General features: G+C 68.3%; 15 protein-coding genes. 6 read left to right on the top strand and 9 right to left on the bottom strand.

Annotated features, from left to right (window positions below; translation table 11 throughout):
- Window positions 1-7: 7 nt before the first annotated feature.
- Genes SPI01S_RS04490 through SPI01S_RS04480 form a run of 3 tightly spaced genes read right to left on the bottom strand, consistent with a single transcriptional unit; the run spans window position 8 to window position 3,097 of the window.
- Window positions 8-1,531, bottom strand: coding sequence for an ABC transporter permease/substrate-binding protein (locus tag SPI01S_RS04490; RefSeq protein ID WP_066718697.1), 1,524 nt, complete (start codon window positions 1,529-1,531; stop codon window positions 8-10).
- Window positions 1,528-2,295, bottom strand: coding sequence for an ATP-binding cassette domain-containing protein (locus tag SPI01S_RS04485; protein WP_066718694.1), 768 nt, complete (start codon window positions 2,293-2,295; stop codon window positions 1,528-1,530). The genes SPI01S_RS04490 and SPI01S_RS04485 overlap by 4 nt, the downstream gene beginning before the upstream one ends.
- Window positions 2,296-2,353: 58 nt before the next feature.
- Entirely contained in the window at window positions 2,354-3,097 is a 744-nt protein-coding gene (locus SPI01S_RS04480) for a dienelactone hydrolase family protein (RefSeq protein ID WP_066718692.1), read from the bottom strand.
- Between the two features lie 132 nt (window positions 3,098-3,229).
- On the opposite strand from SPI01S_RS04480, the gene SPI01S_RS04475 reads away from it, so the two are divergent.
- The gene (locus SPI01S_RS04475) at window positions 3,230-3,448 is read left to right on the top strand and encodes a hypothetical protein (protein WP_083836026.1); all 219 of its coding nucleotides are present in this window, start codon (window positions 3,230-3,232) and stop codon (window positions 3,446-3,448) included.
- Window positions 3,449-3,459: 11 nt separating this feature from the next.
- On the opposite strand, the gene SPI01S_RS04470 is transcribed toward SPI01S_RS04475, so the two are convergent.
- The 3 genes from SPI01S_RS04470 to SPI01S_RS04460 all read right to left on the bottom strand — a co-directional run bounded on the left by SPI01S_RS04470 (window position 3,460) and on the right by SPI01S_RS04460 (window position 9,009).
- On the bottom strand, window positions 3,460-4,878 hold the full coding sequence (locus SPI01S_RS04470) for a glucoamylase family protein (RefSeq protein ID WP_066718689.1): 1,419 nt from the start codon (window positions 4,876-4,878) through the stop codon (window positions 3,460-3,462).
- Window positions 4,879-4,939: 61 nt separating this feature from the next.
- On the bottom strand, window positions 4,940-7,972 hold the full coding sequence (locus SPI01S_RS04465) for a TonB-dependent receptor domain-containing protein (protein ID WP_245653464.1): 3,033 nt from the start codon (window positions 7,970-7,972) through the stop codon (window positions 4,940-4,942).
- A 2-nt stretch (window positions 7,973-7,974) separates the two neighbouring features.
- Window positions 7,975-9,009 (bottom strand): LacI family DNA-binding transcriptional regulator, encoded by a 1,035-nt coding sequence (locus tag SPI01S_RS04460; RefSeq protein ID WP_066718679.1) that lies wholly within the window; start codon window positions 9,007-9,009, stop codon window positions 7,975-7,977.
- Between the two features lie 155 nt (window positions 9,010-9,164).
- Here SPI01S_RS04460 and bglX point away from each other — a divergent pair, with 155 nt between their 5' ends.
- Complete coding sequence (gene bglX, locus SPI01S_RS04455) at window positions 9,165-11,453, top strand: beta-glucosidase BglX (protein WP_066718677.1); 2,289 nt, start codon at window positions 9,165-9,167, stop codon at window positions 11,451-11,453.
- A gap of 50 nt (window positions 11,454-11,503) precedes the next feature.
- On the opposite strand, the gene SPI01S_RS04450 is transcribed toward bglX, so the two are convergent.
- The 3 genes from SPI01S_RS04450 to SPI01S_RS04440 all read right to left on the bottom strand — a co-directional run bounded on the left by SPI01S_RS04450 (window position 11,504) and on the right by SPI01S_RS04440 (window position 13,713).
- Window positions 11,504-12,793: an MFS transporter gene (locus SPI01S_RS04450; RefSeq protein WP_066718675.1), complete on the bottom strand. Its 1,290-nt coding sequence runs from the start codon at window positions 12,791-12,793 to the stop codon at window positions 11,504-11,506.
- Between the two features lie 66 nt (window positions 12,794-12,859).
- Window positions 12,860-13,168: a UBP-type zinc finger domain-containing protein gene (locus tag SPI01S_RS04445; RefSeq protein WP_066718672.1), complete on the bottom strand. Its 309-nt coding sequence runs from the start codon at window positions 13,166-13,168 to the stop codon at window positions 12,860-12,862.
- Window positions 13,169-13,293: 125 nt separating this feature from the next.
- Window positions 13,294-13,713, bottom strand: coding sequence for a DoxX family protein (locus SPI01S_RS04440; RefSeq protein ID WP_066718669.1), 420 nt, complete (start codon window positions 13,711-13,713; stop codon window positions 13,294-13,296).
- 216 nt (window positions 13,714-13,929) lie between these two features.
- On the opposite strand from SPI01S_RS04440, the gene SPI01S_RS22115 reads away from it, so the two are divergent.
- From SPI01S_RS22115 to SPI01S_RS04420, 4 genes are all read left to right on the top strand, one after another.
- Window positions 13,930-14,244 (top strand): hypothetical protein, encoded by a 315-nt coding sequence (locus SPI01S_RS22115; RefSeq protein WP_157084551.1) that lies wholly within the window; start codon window positions 13,930-13,932, stop codon window positions 14,242-14,244.
- Window positions 14,245-14,256: 12 nt separating this feature from the next.
- Entirely contained in the window at window positions 14,257-14,652 is a 396-nt protein-coding gene (locus SPI01S_RS04430) for an OsmC family protein (protein WP_066718662.1), read from the top strand.
- Window positions 14,649-15,131 (top strand): OsmC family protein, encoded by a 483-nt coding sequence (locus tag SPI01S_RS04425; protein ID WP_066718660.1) that lies wholly within the window; start codon window positions 14,649-14,651, stop codon window positions 15,129-15,131. The genes SPI01S_RS04430 and SPI01S_RS04425 overlap by 4 nt, the downstream gene beginning before the upstream one ends.
- Before the next feature lie 66 nt (window positions 15,132-15,197).
- Window positions 15,198-16,010 carry a transporter gene (locus SPI01S_RS04420; RefSeq protein WP_066718657.1) on the top strand — a complete coding sequence of 271 codons (813 nt, stop codon included), beginning with the start codon at window positions 15,198-15,200 and terminating at the stop codon, window positions 16,008-16,010.
- Window positions 16,011-16,064: the final 54 nt, after the last annotated feature.

The raw sequence follows: 16,064 nt of genomic DNA, 5'->3' as shown, positions 1-16,064 counted from the left end.
CCTGTTATCAGCGGCCCAGCCGCGCCGCCAGCCAGCGGGCGGCGGCATCGGGGCTCTGCTTGTCGGCATCGCGGTCGACCAGGTAATTCGCCTCCCGCATCCGTTCGACCGGGATCGCCCCGATCAGCGGGCGAAGCGCCGCCTGGAAGCGCCGATCGTCCGCACGCCTGGGCGCGACCAGCAGCACGGCGTCATAGCCCGGGATCGCGCCCTTGGGATCCTGCAGCACCGCGAGATCCTGTGCGGCAATCCGCCCGTCCGAGGAGAAGGCGGGGATCACGTCGGCGGTGCCGCTGGTGAGCGCGCGGTACATGAAGGTCGGCTGATATGGGTGCGCCTCGGCGAAGCGCAGGCCATAGGCGCGCTGCACCGCCTTCCACTCCGACCGTTCGAGAAACTCGATGTCCGTCGCGAGCTTGAGCGAAGGCGCCTCGCGCGCGAGATCCGCGATGGTCGCGATGCCGCGACGCCGGGCATCATCGCCGCGCATCACAAAGGCATAGGCGTTCTCGAAGCCAAGCGTGCCCAACAGCGTGACGTCGTTCGTGCGCTTCGCCCAATCAGCCACCCCCCGCACGATCGCCGCGCGCGGCGGCACGTCGCTGCGGTGCATCTGGTTGGTCCAGATCGTGCCCGAATAGTCGACATAGACGTCGATCGCGTCGCTCGCGAGCGCACCATAGGCGACACCGGAACCCAGCCCTTCGCGATAGCGCACGGTATAGCCTGCCGCTTCGAGCCGGGCGCCGATCAGCCGGGCCAGGATATATTGCTCGGAAAAGCCCTTGGCCCCGATCGTCACCACCCCGCGCGGGCCCGGCAGCGCCGGTGCAAGGGCCGTCAGCGCGGCGGCGGCGAGCAAGCCGAGGCTCAGCCACACCAGCGCGCGGCGGCGATGGGCGATGCCCCATTCCGCCAGTCCCAGCAGCGCGTCGACGGCCAGCGCAAGCGCGGCGGCGGCGATGCAGCCCGCCAGCACCAGCGCCCAGTTCTGCGTCTGGAGGCCGGCGAAGATCAGGTCGCCCAGGCTAGGCTGGCCCACGGTGGTGGAAAGCGTCGCCGCGCCGATCGTCCAGACCGCGGCGGTGCGGATGCCGGCCATCACCATCGGCGCGACCAGCGGCGCCTCGACCAGCCGCAGCGTCTGCCAGCGCGTCATGCCGACGCCGTCCGCCGCCTCGCGCACCGCGGGGTCCAGCGTGACGAGCCCGGTCACCGCATTCCGCAGGATCGGCAGCAACGCATAGAGGGTGAGGGCAAGCAGCGACGGCAGGAATCCCAGCGCCGGAATGCCGCCGCCCACCAGTGCCGAAAGGGAGAGCAGCAACGGGTAGAACAGCGCGAGCAGTGCGAGGCTGGGAATGGTCTGGATCAGGCTCGCCAGCCCCAGCGCGAGGCGGGCAACGCCGCGGTGCCGGGCGGAAAGCACGGCCAGCGGCAGGCTGATCGCGATGCCGAGCAGCAGGGCCGCGAAGGCGAGCAGCAGATGCTGCGCCAGCAATTCGGGCACGCGGGCGAAGGCGGCGGTCATCGGGCCAGCGCCGCCAGCCGCTCCGCCTGCTCGCGCGGCACCGCGACGAGCGCGTCGGCGGCAGCACCGCCCTTGCCCGCCAGCAGATCGCGCGGGGAGGCATCCCCCACCAGCCTGCCTGCCTCCATCACCAGGATGCGATCGGCGAGCAGCAGCGCCTCGGCCATGTCGTGCGTGACCAGGATGGTGGTGAGGTCCATCGCCTCGTGCAGCGCGCGGATCGCCTTGCCCAGCGCGTCGCGCGTGACCGGATCGAGCGCGCCGAACGGTTCGTCCATCAGCAGCAGCTTCGGCGACGTTGCCAGCGCACGGGCGACGCCCACCCGCTGGCGCTGCCCGCCGGAAAGCGCATCGGGCATGCGGGCGGCCATCGCCTCGGGCAGATCGACCAGCCGCAGCAATTCCGCGACCCGTGCGGATCGATCGCGGGCGCCCGCCAGCTTCAGGCCGATCGCGACATTCTCGCCCACGGTGAGATGCGGGAACAGGCCGACATTCTGGAACACATAGCCGATGCGGCGGCGGAGCAGGTGCGGCGGCTCGGCATCCACCGGGATCCCGTCGATCGTCACGCGACCGGCGCTGGGTTCGATCAGCCGGTTGACCATCTTGAGCAGGGTCGACTTGCCCGAACCCGAGGCGCCGACCAGTGCGACGAAGCTGCCGCCGGCAATCTCCAGCGACACCCCGTCCACCGCCCGCACACCCTTCGGATAGGATTTCCCCACGCCATCAAAGGCGACGCTGCGCAACGGATCCGGCATCGATCGGGGTTGTGGGCAATGTCGCGGCAAAGGTCAAAGGCCGGCACCGCTCCTGCGGTCAGCCGAGCGTGCGGCGATAGCAGTCGAGCGTCAGCTGCATCGCCTGGAGGAAAAGCGCGGGATCGTAGCGGGGCCCTTCGTCGCGCAGGAAGGCATGCTGGGCGTTGAACTCGTGCCAGGCATAGGTGGCGCCGACTTCCTCTAGCCGGGCGCGGATCGCCTCGCGGCCGGCGAACGGGACGTGCGGATCCTGCCGGCCCCAGACGAGCAGCAGCTCGGCCTTCAGTTCGGACATCCGCGCCAGGCTGTCGTCGCTGCGGCCTTCGCCGAGCGTGCCTGAATGGATGTCGGTCGGATAGAAGCAGGCGGCGGCCGAGACGCGCGGATCGAGCGCGGCGCGATAGGCGAGGTGGCCGCCCAGGCAGACACCGAACGTGCCGAGCTTGCCGGTGCAGGCGGGATGATCGGCAAGCGCGGTCAGCGCGGCGGTTGCGTCGGCATCGAAGGCGGCGACCGGCTTGATGAACTTCAGTGCGTTTCCGCGATCGGTGCCGGCGGGATCATAGGCGAGCACCGTGCCGGCCGGCTCATATTCATGGTAGACCTCCGGCACGGCGACGAGAAGGCCGTTGCCCGCGAGCATCGCCGCCAGCCGCCGGATCGGTGCGGTGACCTGGTAGATCTCGGAGAACAGCAGCACGCCCGGGAAGCGGCCTTCCACCGCCGGGCGGAACAGGTGCATCCGCATCGCGCCGCTGCCGGGCACTTCGATGTCCAGCGTCTCGTCGCTGCGAATGATCATGGTCGCTTCCCTTCTGCCGCTATGGTGCCTGCGGCTTTAGCGCCGATCGCGGGGCGGGGAAGGGGCGCTATCCACAGATTCGTCGGCACCCCCGCTGGACAGGCCCGCACCCACCCGAATAGCGGCAGGCGCATGCCAGTTGTTGCTACCATCATGAATTCGAACACCGGCGAACCCATTCAGAAGATGACGTTCGGCCGCATGCCCAAGCCCTGGGCTTCCTTCACCCTCTCCAATGGCGAGCTGGTTCAAGCCAGCCGCGTCGATATCGGCAAGCCTGCGCCCGGCAAGGTCGTGGTCCCGGTCCATGTCTGGGTCAGCCCGAAAAAGACCGAGCGGCAGGACGATTAGGGCCGCGCGCCCTAAAGCCAGCCGCCCTTGAACCCAGCGCGCTGCAGCCCGCGACGAATATGCGGGTTGCGGCGCATCACGTTCCACACCAGGCCGCTGCGCAGATTCTCGATCATCACCAGGATCGGGCCCTGATCGATGCCGAGGTGATCGCCATCGACCCAGCCGATGCCGGGCACGATCTTGCCGTGCTTGAGCGGCGCGGCCGCGCGGGTCAGCGTGGGGTTGAAGCTGTCGAGGAACCCGTAGCGGCCATAGATGCCGCGGCCGTAGCGCGCGTGCATGGTCGCGACCGCTCGGCTCGCCAGTTCCGGTTCGAAGGCGATCGAGGCCGCCGCCGCCGTCGGCGCCAGCGTGCCGTCGTCGCGATCATCGGGCCCGCGCGCCGAATAGCTGAAGAATTCGCGCTCCCGGCCGCCGATGCGCTGCTTGAAGTCGCCCGGGCCGTCGCAGGCGGTCAGGCCCCAGACATCCGCGCCATAGCCTGTCCAGCCGCCGGGATTGGCGATGGCATAGTTTCGCTGTGCCCGCACCGCGCGGCGACTGTTCTCGAAGTAGTCGATGTCCTTGCCGGCCATGTAGCGGTCGCGGATGCCGCGGAAATCGATCCAGCAATGGCTGTACTGGTGGATGAACAAGGGGGCGAAATGGAGGTGCGGCTCGCCCCATTTGTCGCTCCACTGCGCGTCGAAGCGCGCGGTCCAGGCGTCCCAGGTCTCGGGCGGCAGCGGGTGGCTCGGCGAGCCCAGCGCCAGCACGTAGAGCAGCAGCCCTTCGTTGTAGATGTTCCAGTCGGAGGGAATGAACCCGCTTTCGGGGTGCCAGCCCATCGAAACGAACGGCGGCCGCGGGGTGATCCAGGTCCAGTCGACCGCAGCATAGAGCTGGTCGGCCAGGGTGCGGATCTCGGCTTCCTGCGGATCGTCGGCGTCGAACCAGCTTTGCGCGAACAGCACGCCGCCCAGCAGCAGCGCGGTGTCGATCGTAGACAGTTCGGCGCGCGCGAAGCGGCGGCCCTTGGTGACGCCGAGAAAGTGGTAGAAAAACCCCTTGTAGCCGCTGGCATCGCTCTGCCCGTCGCCCTGCGGCGCGGTGGCGAAGAAGCGCAGCGTGGCAAGCGTGCGGGTGCGCGCCTGCTCGCGGGTGATCCAGCCGTTGGTGACGCCGATCGGATAGGCGGTGAGCGCGAAGCCGACCGCGGCAATCGAGGCGAAGGAGGGCGTCGGCCAGCGATCGGGCGCGAGGCCGGTCTCGGGATCGGTGGTGTCCCAGAAATAGCGGAAGGTGCGCTCCTGGAGATCGCGGACCAGCGGGTCCGAACCCGGCGCCGCGCCCATGCCGCCGATCCGTGTGCCGGGCTGGGAGCATGCCCCCGCGAGGCCCGCCAGCGCCAGCGCGCCGGAGCCGAGCAGATGCCTGCGATCGATCATGATGGAGTCCTGAACAAAAAAGAGGGGCGGGGCAATGACGCGCCCCGCCCCCGAGGGGGGATCAGAAGGAGTAGCCGACCGACAGCTTCACCGTGCGCGGCGGGTTGCCGCCGACGTCGTAGCTGCTCCGTGCGCCCCAGTTCTGCGAGGCGGGGTCGTTGTTGAAGGTGATGTAGTTATAGTCGTTGAGCACGTTCAGCACGTCGACGCGGAAGCGCAGGCGGGTCTGGTCGCTGATGAAGCGGATCGGCACATATTTGGTGAGCGCCATGTCGATCTGGCGCCGGCCCCAGCCGCCGCCCGAGCCGTCCGTCTCACGGCCGACGATGACGCGCTGGAACGGGTTGGACTGGTTGAGGATCGCCTTCTGATAGGCGGCCGATTCGACCTGGAGCTTGGACGAGAAGGCGAAGCCGAGCGGCAGATCGATGCTGCCGGCCATCACCAAGCGGTGCCGCGGCACGCCGGACGAGCGCAGCATCGCATAATCGCTGATCGACGGGAAATCGAGCAGATAGGTCTCGCCGAGCTGGTTCTCGGTGGCTTCGGTGTAGGTGTAGGTCGCATCCAGGCTCCACGGCGAGGCCTGGGTGTAGGTCTTGGTCAGCTTGAAGTAGACCGAGTCCGCATTGGTCTTCAGCCCGTTGGTGCCGAGGATGATGCTGTTATAGCCCGGCGGGGAGAAGCCGAACGGCGGTGCCGGCGTGTCGGTCGGGTTCGCCGGATCGTTGAAGAAGAAGCTGCCGTCCGGACGGCGATTGCCGAGGAGGAAGGCGAAGCCATTCTTGCTGGCCACATGGCTGTAGCCCAGTTCCAGGCTGACCTGCTGGAATCGGCCGCGGATGCCGAGGCTGAACTGGTCCGAATAGGGGACCTTCAGGTCGTTCTTGAGGAAGCGGAACTCGCGCCCGCCGCCGGCCGCCCCGGCGAGCAGTTGCTGGCGGCCTTCCGGGGTCAGGTAGATCGGGTTCCAGGTGAGGCAGGTCGACGCATCGGCGCCCACACAGGCGTTGTTGGGATTGGAATCCGCGCCGAGGAAGTTGAAGCGGCGGACCGCGTAGGCGCCCTGGTTCACTTCCTGCTGCAGGAAGTCGAACTGGTTGCGGTCATAGGATCGGCCATAGCCGCCGAACACCGCGAACCGGCCGGCTTCGTCGATGCGATAGGTGAAGCCGAGGCGCGGCTGGAAGGCGCCGGTGAAGGTCTTCCGGTTGCGGCCGTTCGAGATGAAGTCGTTGATGTTGTAGTCGGCGTTGACCAAGTTCGGATAGTTGGCGGGCGAGATGGCCGTCAGATTTTCCTGCGAGGTCACGAAGTTGACGAAGGCCGGGGTGCGTTCGTAATCCCAGCGCAGGCCGAGATTGAGCGTCAGGTGCGACGTCACGTCCCAATCATCCTGCGCATAGACGCCGAACTGGAAGTTGCTCGAACGGATGTCGATCGGGCCGTTGCCGGTGGGGACGCCGAACTCGAGCTGATACGGCACCTGGTCGTTGAAGCCGGTCGGGCTGAATGCGTTGATATCGTAGGTGTATTGCGGGTTGGCGCGGTTCTGCTCGATCGAGCGCAGGCGGATGAAGCTCGCCTTGGTGCCGATCTTGATGGTGTGGCCGTTGAAGCCCGTCCAGGTGAAGTCGTCCTGCAGCGTCCAGCCCTTCTGGCCCTTGTCCTGCTGGCTGCCGCCGCCGCCGAAGCGCAGCAGGTCGGTGCGGGTGAAGTTGCCGTTGTTGAGCGTCGAGGCCTGGAAGAAGGTGGTGTTGCCGAAGGTCTCCGGCGTCGGCGCCCACTTCGTGTCCTGGTAGGACACGCGCGCGTCGTTGATCCAGTTGTCCTCGCTGCGCTGCCAGCGGAGCATGAAGCGCTTCTCGTCGACCTTGTTGAGCGTCGCGGTGCTCGGTGCGTTGATGCCGGTGGCGATCTGCGAGCCCGATTCCTTGCGATACTTGCCGGTGAGCTCGATCAGGTCCTTGTCGCTCGGCTCGATGTCGATCTTGCCGAAATACAGGTCTTCGTTGAAGCGCTGCGAGAAGCTGCCGAAATTCTGCTGGTACTGCGACGGGACCGCGCTGACCGGGAAGCCGTTCTCCGGCCGCACGTCATAGGGGCTGTCGATCCGCTTGCCTTCGTACGTCACGAAGAAGTGCGCGCGATCTTGGATGATCGGCCCACCCAGCGCGAGACCGAATTGCTTGTTGTTCGAGTTTACCTTGTCGCGCGTGGTCGGGTAGATCTCGGTCGGCCGCCGCGAGCGTAGATCCTGGTTGGTGAAGTCGATGAAGCCTTCGCCGTGGAACTCGTTGGTGCCCGACTTGGTCGCGGCGGTGATCGCCACCGAGCTTACCTGGTCGAACTCGGCCTTGTAGTTGGACGAGAGCACCTGATACTCGCCGATCGCGAGCTGCGGGAAGGGATTGCCCGCCGAGCTGTCCTGGCCGGTGATGCCGTTCTTGAGGACGTAATCCTTCTGGCTGACGCCGTCGATGAACACGTTCACCGATCGGCTGTCCTGCGCGCCGCCCTGAATGCGCGACGAGCCGTCGGCGCTCTCGATGAAGCGCACGCCCGGTGCGAGATCGGCGAAGGCAAGGAAGTTGCGGTTGTTCTGCGGCAACTGCTCGATCAGCCGCTGCGTGATGTTGATGCCGACCTGGCCGCCGTCCAGCGAGCGGATGCGGTTGCCGGTTACGACGATCTCGTCCCCGCCGGCCGGTGCGGTCTCACCCGCTGCAGGCGCGGCGGCGGTGTCGGCCGGGGTCGAGAGATCGAGGTCGAGCCCGGCATTCTGGCCGACGCGCAGCGTGAACGCGTCCGAATTGCGGACGCCGTTCTGCAGCTTGATCTCGAGGCGATAGGTGCCCGGGCGGAGCGAGGCAAAGTTGTAGCTGCCGTCCGCACCCGCCGTCGCACTGCGGCGGATGCCGGTCGAAACCTCGATCGCGGTGACTTCGACGACCGGGTTGCCGGCCGGCGTGGTGATCGTGCCGCGCAGCGACGCCTGGCCGACCTGGGCCATGGCGGGGGCGGGGGCGAGCAGGGCACCGGTGCCCAGCACGGTCATCGTCAGCAATGCGGAACGCAATACTAGCTTGTTCATGGTTACTCTCTATCTCCCCGGCGGATCGGGTTTTCTGTTGTATTTTTGGGTGGTTGGCGGGTGGATTCCCGCGCGATGACGATCGGCGCGCGCCATTCGAGCGTGTCGTCGGCGGCGCCGTCGATCAGTCCGGCGAGGCGCACCACGGCACGCGCGCCGAATTCGGCAATGTCGATGCTGGCGGTGGTAAGCGCCGGCGAGATGAGGCGGGTGAGCGGGATGTTGTCGAACCCCGCCACCGCGACCTGATCGGGGACGGCAATCCCTGCGCGCTTCAGCGCCATCAGCGCGCCCACCGCCATCATGTCATTGGCGGCGAACACGGCGTCGAACGCGGCGCGTTCGGCGTGGAGCGTCGCGATCGCGGCCGTGCCAGAATCCTCATTGAAGTCGCCCTGCAGCACGCGCAGTTCCAGCCCCAGCCGCGCGCAGGCCTCGCGGGTGCCGCGCAGACGCTCGCGTGCATCGATATTGGCCTCGGGCCCGGCGACATGGACGATCCGTCGGCAGCCGCCCGCCGCGAGATGCTCGATCACCGCCACCGCTCCGGCAACGTTGTCTACGCGCAGTTCGGGGCGCACGCCTTCGTGCGGGGCGCAGTTGACCAGCACCGACGGCATCGACTTCGGCAGATGTGCGAACAGCTCGTCCGAGGTGATCTGCGGCGCCATCACCACCAGCCCGTCCACCCGCCCGCGCATCGCGTGGAGCGCGGTGACGCCGCGGTCAGCCTCGCCGTGCATCACCATCAGCAGCAGATGCAGGCCCAGTTCGGAGGCCTGGCGGTCCATGCCGCGCAGCAGTTCGGAGAAGAATTCGCCGTGCAGATCGGGCACGACCACGCCGATCGTCGAGGAGCGGGCGAGGCTGAGATTCCGCGCGCCGGCATGCGGCACATAGCCGAGTCGCTTGGCGACGTCGCGGATGTGATCGCGCAGTTCGGGGCGAATGTTGGTGGCGCCATTGAGGGCACGCGACACCGACGCGACGGACACCGACGCTTCGCGCGCGACATCGCGGATCGTGGCGTTCGGCATGGCGGTCTTCGTCCCCTCCTGGGTCTTGGGTTGTGGCGGCTTGTTTGACCGTTGCGGCGTCAAGCTCTTGATGTAACCGGTTACATGAAGCAATAGCGGGTTGCAAGATTGATGATGCGGCGGCCGATCTTGGGTCGCGCTGTGGGAGGAAACGCGTGAACGACGGCCAAATTTCCAGGCGTGCGGTGCTGATCGGGGCGAGCGCTGCGGCGGCCTGGGCGGCGAGCCCGGCGCGGGCGATGCTGCTCCAGGCGGGTAGCAAGAAGCTGCCCGCTGCGGTCGAGTCGCTGCTCGCCAAGATGACCGTCGAGGAGAAGGCGGGCCAGCTTACCCTGATGGCGGCTGCCTGGTCCGGCGGCGCGGCGGTGACGCTCAACCCGGCGGGCGCGTCGTCCAACTTCGACGGGCAGCTGGCCGAGGTTCGCGCCGGGCGCCTGACCGGCGTGTTCAACGGAAACGGCGCCGCAATGGCCAAGCGCATGCAGACGGTGGCGGTGCGCGAATCGCGCCTCAAGATCCCGCTGCTGTTCGCCGCCGACGTGATCCACGGCTTCCGTACCGTTTTCCCGGTACCGATGGGCGAGGCGGCCAGCTTCGATCCTGATCTGGCCGAGCGCACCGCGCGCGCCGCGGCGATCGAGGCGGCGGCGTCGGGCATCGACTGGACCTTCGCGCCGATGGTCGACATCACCCGCGACGCGCGCTGGGGCCGCAGCGTCGAGGGCGCGGGCGAGGACGTGCTGCTCGGCAAGCTGATGGCGGCGGCACGCGTGCGGGGCTTTCAAGGGGCGAAGGGGCTGGAGGCTGCCGATGCCGTTGCGGCCTGCGCCAAGCATTTCGCGGCCTATGGCGCGGTGGAGGCGGGGCTAGACTACAACACCGTCGACATTTCCGAGCGTACGCTTCGCGAAATCTATTTCCCGCCCTTCCAGTCGGCGCTGGCGGCCGGCGCGCCGACGGTGATGGCATCGTTCAACGAGCTGTCGGGCATTCCGGCGACCGCCAACGAATGGCTGTTGACGGAAGTGCTTCGCCGCGAATGGGGCTTCGAGGGCGTGGTCGTGTCCGATTATACGGCGGACGAGGAACTGATCGCCCATGGCTTCGCCGCCGATGCGCGCGAGGCGACCAGGCTCGCCTTCCTGGCCGGCGTCGACATGAGCATGCAGAGCGGCTTCTATATCAAGCACCTGCCGGATCTGGTCGCCAAGGGTGAAGTGCCGATGGCGCGGCTCGACGAGGCGGTGCGGCGGGTGCTGGCGCTGAAGGTGCAGCTGGGACTGTTCGACGATCCGTTCCGCCGCATCGATCCGGCGCGGGAAAAGGCGCGGGTCCGTACCCGCGAGCATCTGGCGCTGGCCCGCGAGGCCGGGTCGCGTTCGATCGTGCTGCTCAAGAACGAGGGCGGGCTGCTGCCGCTGCCGCGTTCGGGCAAGAAGATCGCGCTGATCGGCCCATTCGCGAGTGGCCTGCACGACCAGATCGGACCGTGGAACGTCTATGGCACCGATGCCGAGGCGGTGGATCTGGCGACCGGCGTCAAGGCGCTGGTCCAGGATCCGGCGCTGGTGAGCGTCACCGAAGGCGCCGGGCTCGAGGGCCCGGTGCCCGGCGGGATCGAGGCGGCGGTAGCGGCTGCCCGGGCGGCGGACATTGTGGTGCTGGCGATTGGCGAGCATGCCCGCATGTCCGGCGAGGCGCAGTCGCGTTCCGCGATCGTCGTGCCCCCCGCGCAGATGGCGCTGGCGGAAGCCGTGGCCGCGACGGGCAAGCCGATCGTGGTGCTGCTCCGCAACGGTCGCGCGCTGGCGCTGGAGGGCGCGGTGCTGAAGGCGCCTGCGATCCTGGTGACCTGGTTCCTCGGATCGCAGGATGGGCCCGCCATTGCCGACGTGCTGTTCGGGGCCGTAGGGCCGTCGGCGCGGCTGCCGGTCTCCTTCCCGCAGGCGACCGGGCAGGCGCCCTATCACTATGACCACAAGCCCACCGGCCGCCCCAATCCGGCCGGCCCGCTGCAGGAATACAAGACGCACTATCGCGAGTTTCCCAACCAGGCACTGTTCCCGTTCGGCCACGGGCTTACCTATGGCGAAATCGCCTATGGCGAGCTCGACCTGGGCGGCGGCAAGCTCGGCGCCGACGGCACGCTGACGGTCGCGGCGACGATCGCCAACAACGGCAAGCGCGCCGCCGAGGAAGTGGTGCAGCTTTACGTCCGGGACGTGGCGGCGAGCGTCACGCGCCCGGTGCGCGAGCTGAAGGCGTTTCGCCGCGTGCCGCTCAAGCCCGGCGAGCGGAAGCGGGTTACCTTCACGCTCAGCCGCGCGGACCTGCTGTTCATCGGCCAGGCGCTCAAGCCCGTCGTCGAGCCCGGCCGCTTCCAGCTGTGGATCGCGCCTTCGGCCGAGGCGGACGGCGTGTCCGGCAGTTTCGAGCTGATCTGACGGCTAATGCGAAACATTAGCGGCTCCCGCCTCCACGAAGGCGGGGGCCGTCAGGCAGCGAGTTCGGCCAGCGTATCCTTTCGCAAGGGCAGGGCGAGGATCGCGGCGAGTGCCGCCAGCAACAGCAGCGCGGGACCCGCCAGCATCAGCCAGCGGATCGCCGCGAGGCTCGCCGGACCCTGCGGCGCGCCGGCGACGAAGCCGCTCGCCTGGTAGATCGCGCCGATCGCGAACCCTGCCGCCGCCAGCGCGGCCTTCTGGGCGAGCGCAAAGGTGCCGAAGGCGATCGCCTCCACCCGGACCCCGCTCTGCGCCGCGCCCCAGTCGACGCTGTCCGGCAGCAGCGTCCAGGCCGCCAGCCCGAACCCGGCAAAGGCCACCTGCATGCCCAGCAGGAACAGCGTTGCCGCGCCGACGTCCGGGTTCGGAATCAGCACGAAACCCGCCGGCAGCGCGAGCGCGAGTCCGCACGCGACCAGCCACGCCGCCCGCGCGCCCGCGCTGCGTGCCGCGATGGTCCAGAGCGGGGTTGCGACGAGGCTGGCGAATGCCATCGCCGCGAGCGCACGGGGCCCCGCGGGATCGTCCGCGAGGACATAGCGAAAATAGTACAGCACCGATTGGGTGGTGAGCGCCGATGCCGCCGCGCCCGCCGCCGCGGCGAGGTTGAGCGCGACGAATGCGCGATTGCCGGCCAGCAGCGCCAGGGCGGGGCCGATGCGATGCCGGACCGCTAGCCCGATGGTCGGGCGCCGTTCGGGAACGCGCCACGCGATCGCCAGCAGCAGCGGCACGCCCATCGCGGCAAGCAGCGTGCTGGCCGCTGCAAAGCTGCCCAGCGCCTGCACCAGGCCCGGCAGCGTTCCGGCGACGAGGGTCGCGGCGACGGCGCCGAAGATCATCCGCAGCCCGGCGAGCAGCGAGCGCTCGGCACTGGTGCCGGCCAGCCGGGTCGTCCAGGCGGCGTAGGGGATATTGGTAAAGGCGTAGAGCGTGCGGAAGCCCATCTGCGCGGCCAGCGCGGTGCCCCAAGCTCCCTTCGGTGCCGCGAACATCGCGATGAAGGCGAGCCCCAGCGGCAGCGCGCCCCAGCCGATCAGCCAGCGATAGGGCCGCCGCATCCGCTCGGCGACGACGCCTGCTGCGAAGTCCGCGACGCCGTCCCAGCCCGCGCCGATCAGGAACAGCGTGCCGGCGAGCGCGGGGGCGAGCCGCAGCGTGTCGATATAGAAGAACAGCAGATAGAGGTTCACCGCCTGCCAGTAGAGGTTGAACGCGAAGTCTCCGGCACCGAACAGCAGCAGCGCGGCCCGTGGCGCCGGGGAGGGGGCGTGGCTCATCGCGGCAGCGGTAACGCAGTCATCGCGATCGTCTTAGCGCGCGGCCCGCCCCTGTCACGCGCGCTTTCAGAAGAAGCGGGGGATCGGCCCGCGCTGCGGCGTCTGGTCCGGCAGATCGACTTCGATTCCGTCGGCATAGCACCAGCCCCAGCCTTCGGGCGGGTCATAGCCTTCCATGATCGGATGACCGGTTTCGTGGAAATGCGCGGTAGCGTGGCGATTGGGCGACTGGTCGCAGCAGCCGACATGGCCGCATTCGCGGCACAGCCGCAGATGGACCCACCAGCTACCGCTCTTCAGGCATTCCTCGCATCCCTTTGCGCTGGGCGTTACCGTGTGCACGGTCTGGGCATTCATGTGGGTGCAGCGGGTCATGGCGATCTCCTCGACCCGCGATGTAGCAGCGCCGGGCCGGCGCTTCGCCTGTACGTACGGATGGGATGCAGAAAAGGGGCCGCAGCGATCGGCTGCGGCCCCTGGATCGTGCAATGTCACGCCGATCAGCGGCGGGCGTCGAGGCTCCAGCCGCCGGCGCCGAACGCAACCACCTGCAGCAGGCCGCCCGCCATCGCGATGTTCTTGAAGAAATGGATGAACTGGTTCTGGTCGCCCATCGCGCCGTGGAATGCGAGGGCGGTCGCCACCGAGAAGGCGGCGAGGATGCCAGCGACGATCCGGGTGCGATAGCCGAGGATCAGCGCGGTGCCGCCCGCCAGCTCGACGAGCAGCGCGATGGCGAAACCCAGCTGCGGCAGCGGCAGGCCGGACGCGGCGATATAGCCGATGGTCGCGGCGGGAGCGGCTAGCTTGGAAAGGCCGCTCAACAGGAAGATCGCGGCGATGCCGATGCGGCCAACCAGCGGCAGAGCCGACTGAACCTTGGTAGGGGTAGCGGCGGCGGGAAAGGGTGCAGTAGCCATGATGTGTCTCCAGAGGATGGCGGGGACCAATCTGCCTCGCCTCGTGACGGAGAAATGCGCTGTCGGTCGGCGTCCGGGGAGTGGAATAATTCCGCGCGAAACGTTCGATGAAATGGAAAAGCAGCTTTCCGAGAATCTCGAACGAAACCGCCAAGACTATCCCGCTGATCCGAACAGCTGCCGTACGGTACCAAGCGCCGAACACAGGAGGTTTCGATGGATCGTCTCACAACGCCCGAACTGAGCAGGACCGAATGGGCAGCGGTTTCCGTCGCGTTCCAGGATGCGGCTGCTTGCGGCTGCGCGGCTGTTTCCGTCTCGGCACGGTCCTCTATGCTGGGCCGCATTGCCGATACGCTGTTCGGATCCCGCCGGCTGACACCGCTCGCCGATCCCCGGCTGGAGGCGATTCGCCAGTTCGTCTGCACCACCCGGCGGCAACGCAAGCCCGCGGCGGATCTCGCCCCGGTGCTCGCCGATCATGGCTTCAACCCCGCGCAGATCGAAGCGATCGCGCTGCTGGCGATCTGAGGCGCAACGGCCATGGCACACGCAACCGCCCATATCGGTCCCGACCTGCTCGAGACCCGCCTTCAGGCCGGTCGCCACGCGTTGCTGGCGGACGAACCGCCGAGCAATGGCGGCCAGGATGCCGGGCCTGCGCCCTACGACCTGCTCCTCGCGGCACTGGGCGCGTGCACGGCGATGACGCTGCGCATGTACGCCGATCGCAAGGGCTGGCGGATCGATAGGCTCGACGTCGACCTGCGCCTCCTCGGCACGCCCGATACGCGGCGCATCAAGCGCGTGCTGACCGTATCCGGGCCGGACGAGGCCGGTCGCGCCCGTCTGGCCGAAATAGCGGAGCGCACGCCCGTGACGCTCACGTTGAAGCAGGGTATCGCGATCGAGACCCAACTGGCGGAGCAGGCGGCATGAGCACGGAATTGGCGTTGGATGCGATCGCGCGCGATACGGGCGCAGGCAAGTTCCAAGTGGCGGTACAGGTTGCCGGCGTCGCCCTGATGCTCGACGAACCCGTGTCCGTGGGCGGGTTGGGCTCCGGACCCACGCCCTATCAGATGCTGGCGTCGGCGCTGGCGGCGTGCACGACAATGACGCTCCGCGTCTATGCGCTGCAGAAAGGCTGGCCGGTCACCGGCATTCGCACGCTTGCCGGGCACCAGCGCCAGGCGGGCGTGGTCCCCGCGGACCTGTTCACCCGACGGATCGAGATCGAGGGCAGCCTCGACGACGTGCAGCGCGCGCGGCTGCTGGAGATCGCCGATCGCTGCCCGGTCCACCGCACGCTGACAGGTGGTGCGCGCGTCGAAACCGAGCTGGCCGATGCAGCGGCGCCCACCGAGCCGGCGGCCGCCCATGCGGCGGATCTGGAACACGCCATCCGGGATCGCTGAGCGGCGCCTGCCGAAACAATTTGTAACACGCCTCGTTGGGCCCCCATCACGATCAGGGGGGACGATATGCGGCGAAGCGCGCTCAAGGCAGGGATGGTGGCAGCGGCGTTGCTCGCGGCGGGATCGGCGCTGGCCGACGACGACGATCCGCGTTTCTGCCCGACCCGGCCGAGCATCGGCGGATCCAGCTGCACGACCGAGCCCGGGCGGGTCCATGTCGAGGCTTCCTTTCTCGATTGGGAGCGGGACGACCAGGCATCGCAGCGCGAGGACCGCATCGTCGCATCCGATCTGCTGGTGCGGGTCGGCATTGCCTCGAAGACCGAGGTCCAGCTGGGCTGGACCGCCTATGGCCAGGATCGGACGCGGGACAAGGCGACCGGCGCGATCGACACGATCCGCGGTACGGGCGACCTGCGCTTCGCCGTGCGCCAGCACCTCGCGGGCGAGAAAGGGAAGCCTTTTTCCGCCGGTGTCGAGGCCTTCGTCACGGCGCCTACCGGCAGATATCCGGTCGGGGACGGCACCTGGGGTGCGGGCGTGATCGTGCCGGTGCAGTACAACCTGACCGAGAAGGTTGCCATCGCCTTCACCGGCGAAGCCGATGCGGCGGCGAACCAGAGCGGTGTCGGCCGGCACTTCGCCTATAGCGGCATCACCAGCCTGCGCTACAAGTTCAGCGAGCAGGTCTCGACCACCGCCGAGTTTTCGCTGGAGCGCGACCAGGATCCGGAGGGCCATGAAACCCACGCGCTGGCGGCGCTGTCGACGGCGTGGCGGCCGACCAAGGTGCTGCAGTTCGACGTGCTGGCGGTGGCCGGGCTGAACCACCATTCGCCCGACTTCCGGCTGGTGACCGGCGGGGCGATCCTGTTCTAGCGGTTCCGTGCGCCGACGGGATCGGCAGATCGCCTTTCCCGAGCGGCAATTCTG

It is taken from the genome of Sphingomonas pituitosa NBRC 102491 (genome assembly GCF_001598435.1).
In the GTDB taxonomy this organism is placed as follows: domain Bacteria; phylum Pseudomonadota; class Alphaproteobacteria; order Sphingomonadales; family Sphingomonadaceae; genus Sphingomonas; species Sphingomonas pituitosa.
This window is presented reverse-complemented; position numbering and strand designations above follow the sequence as displayed.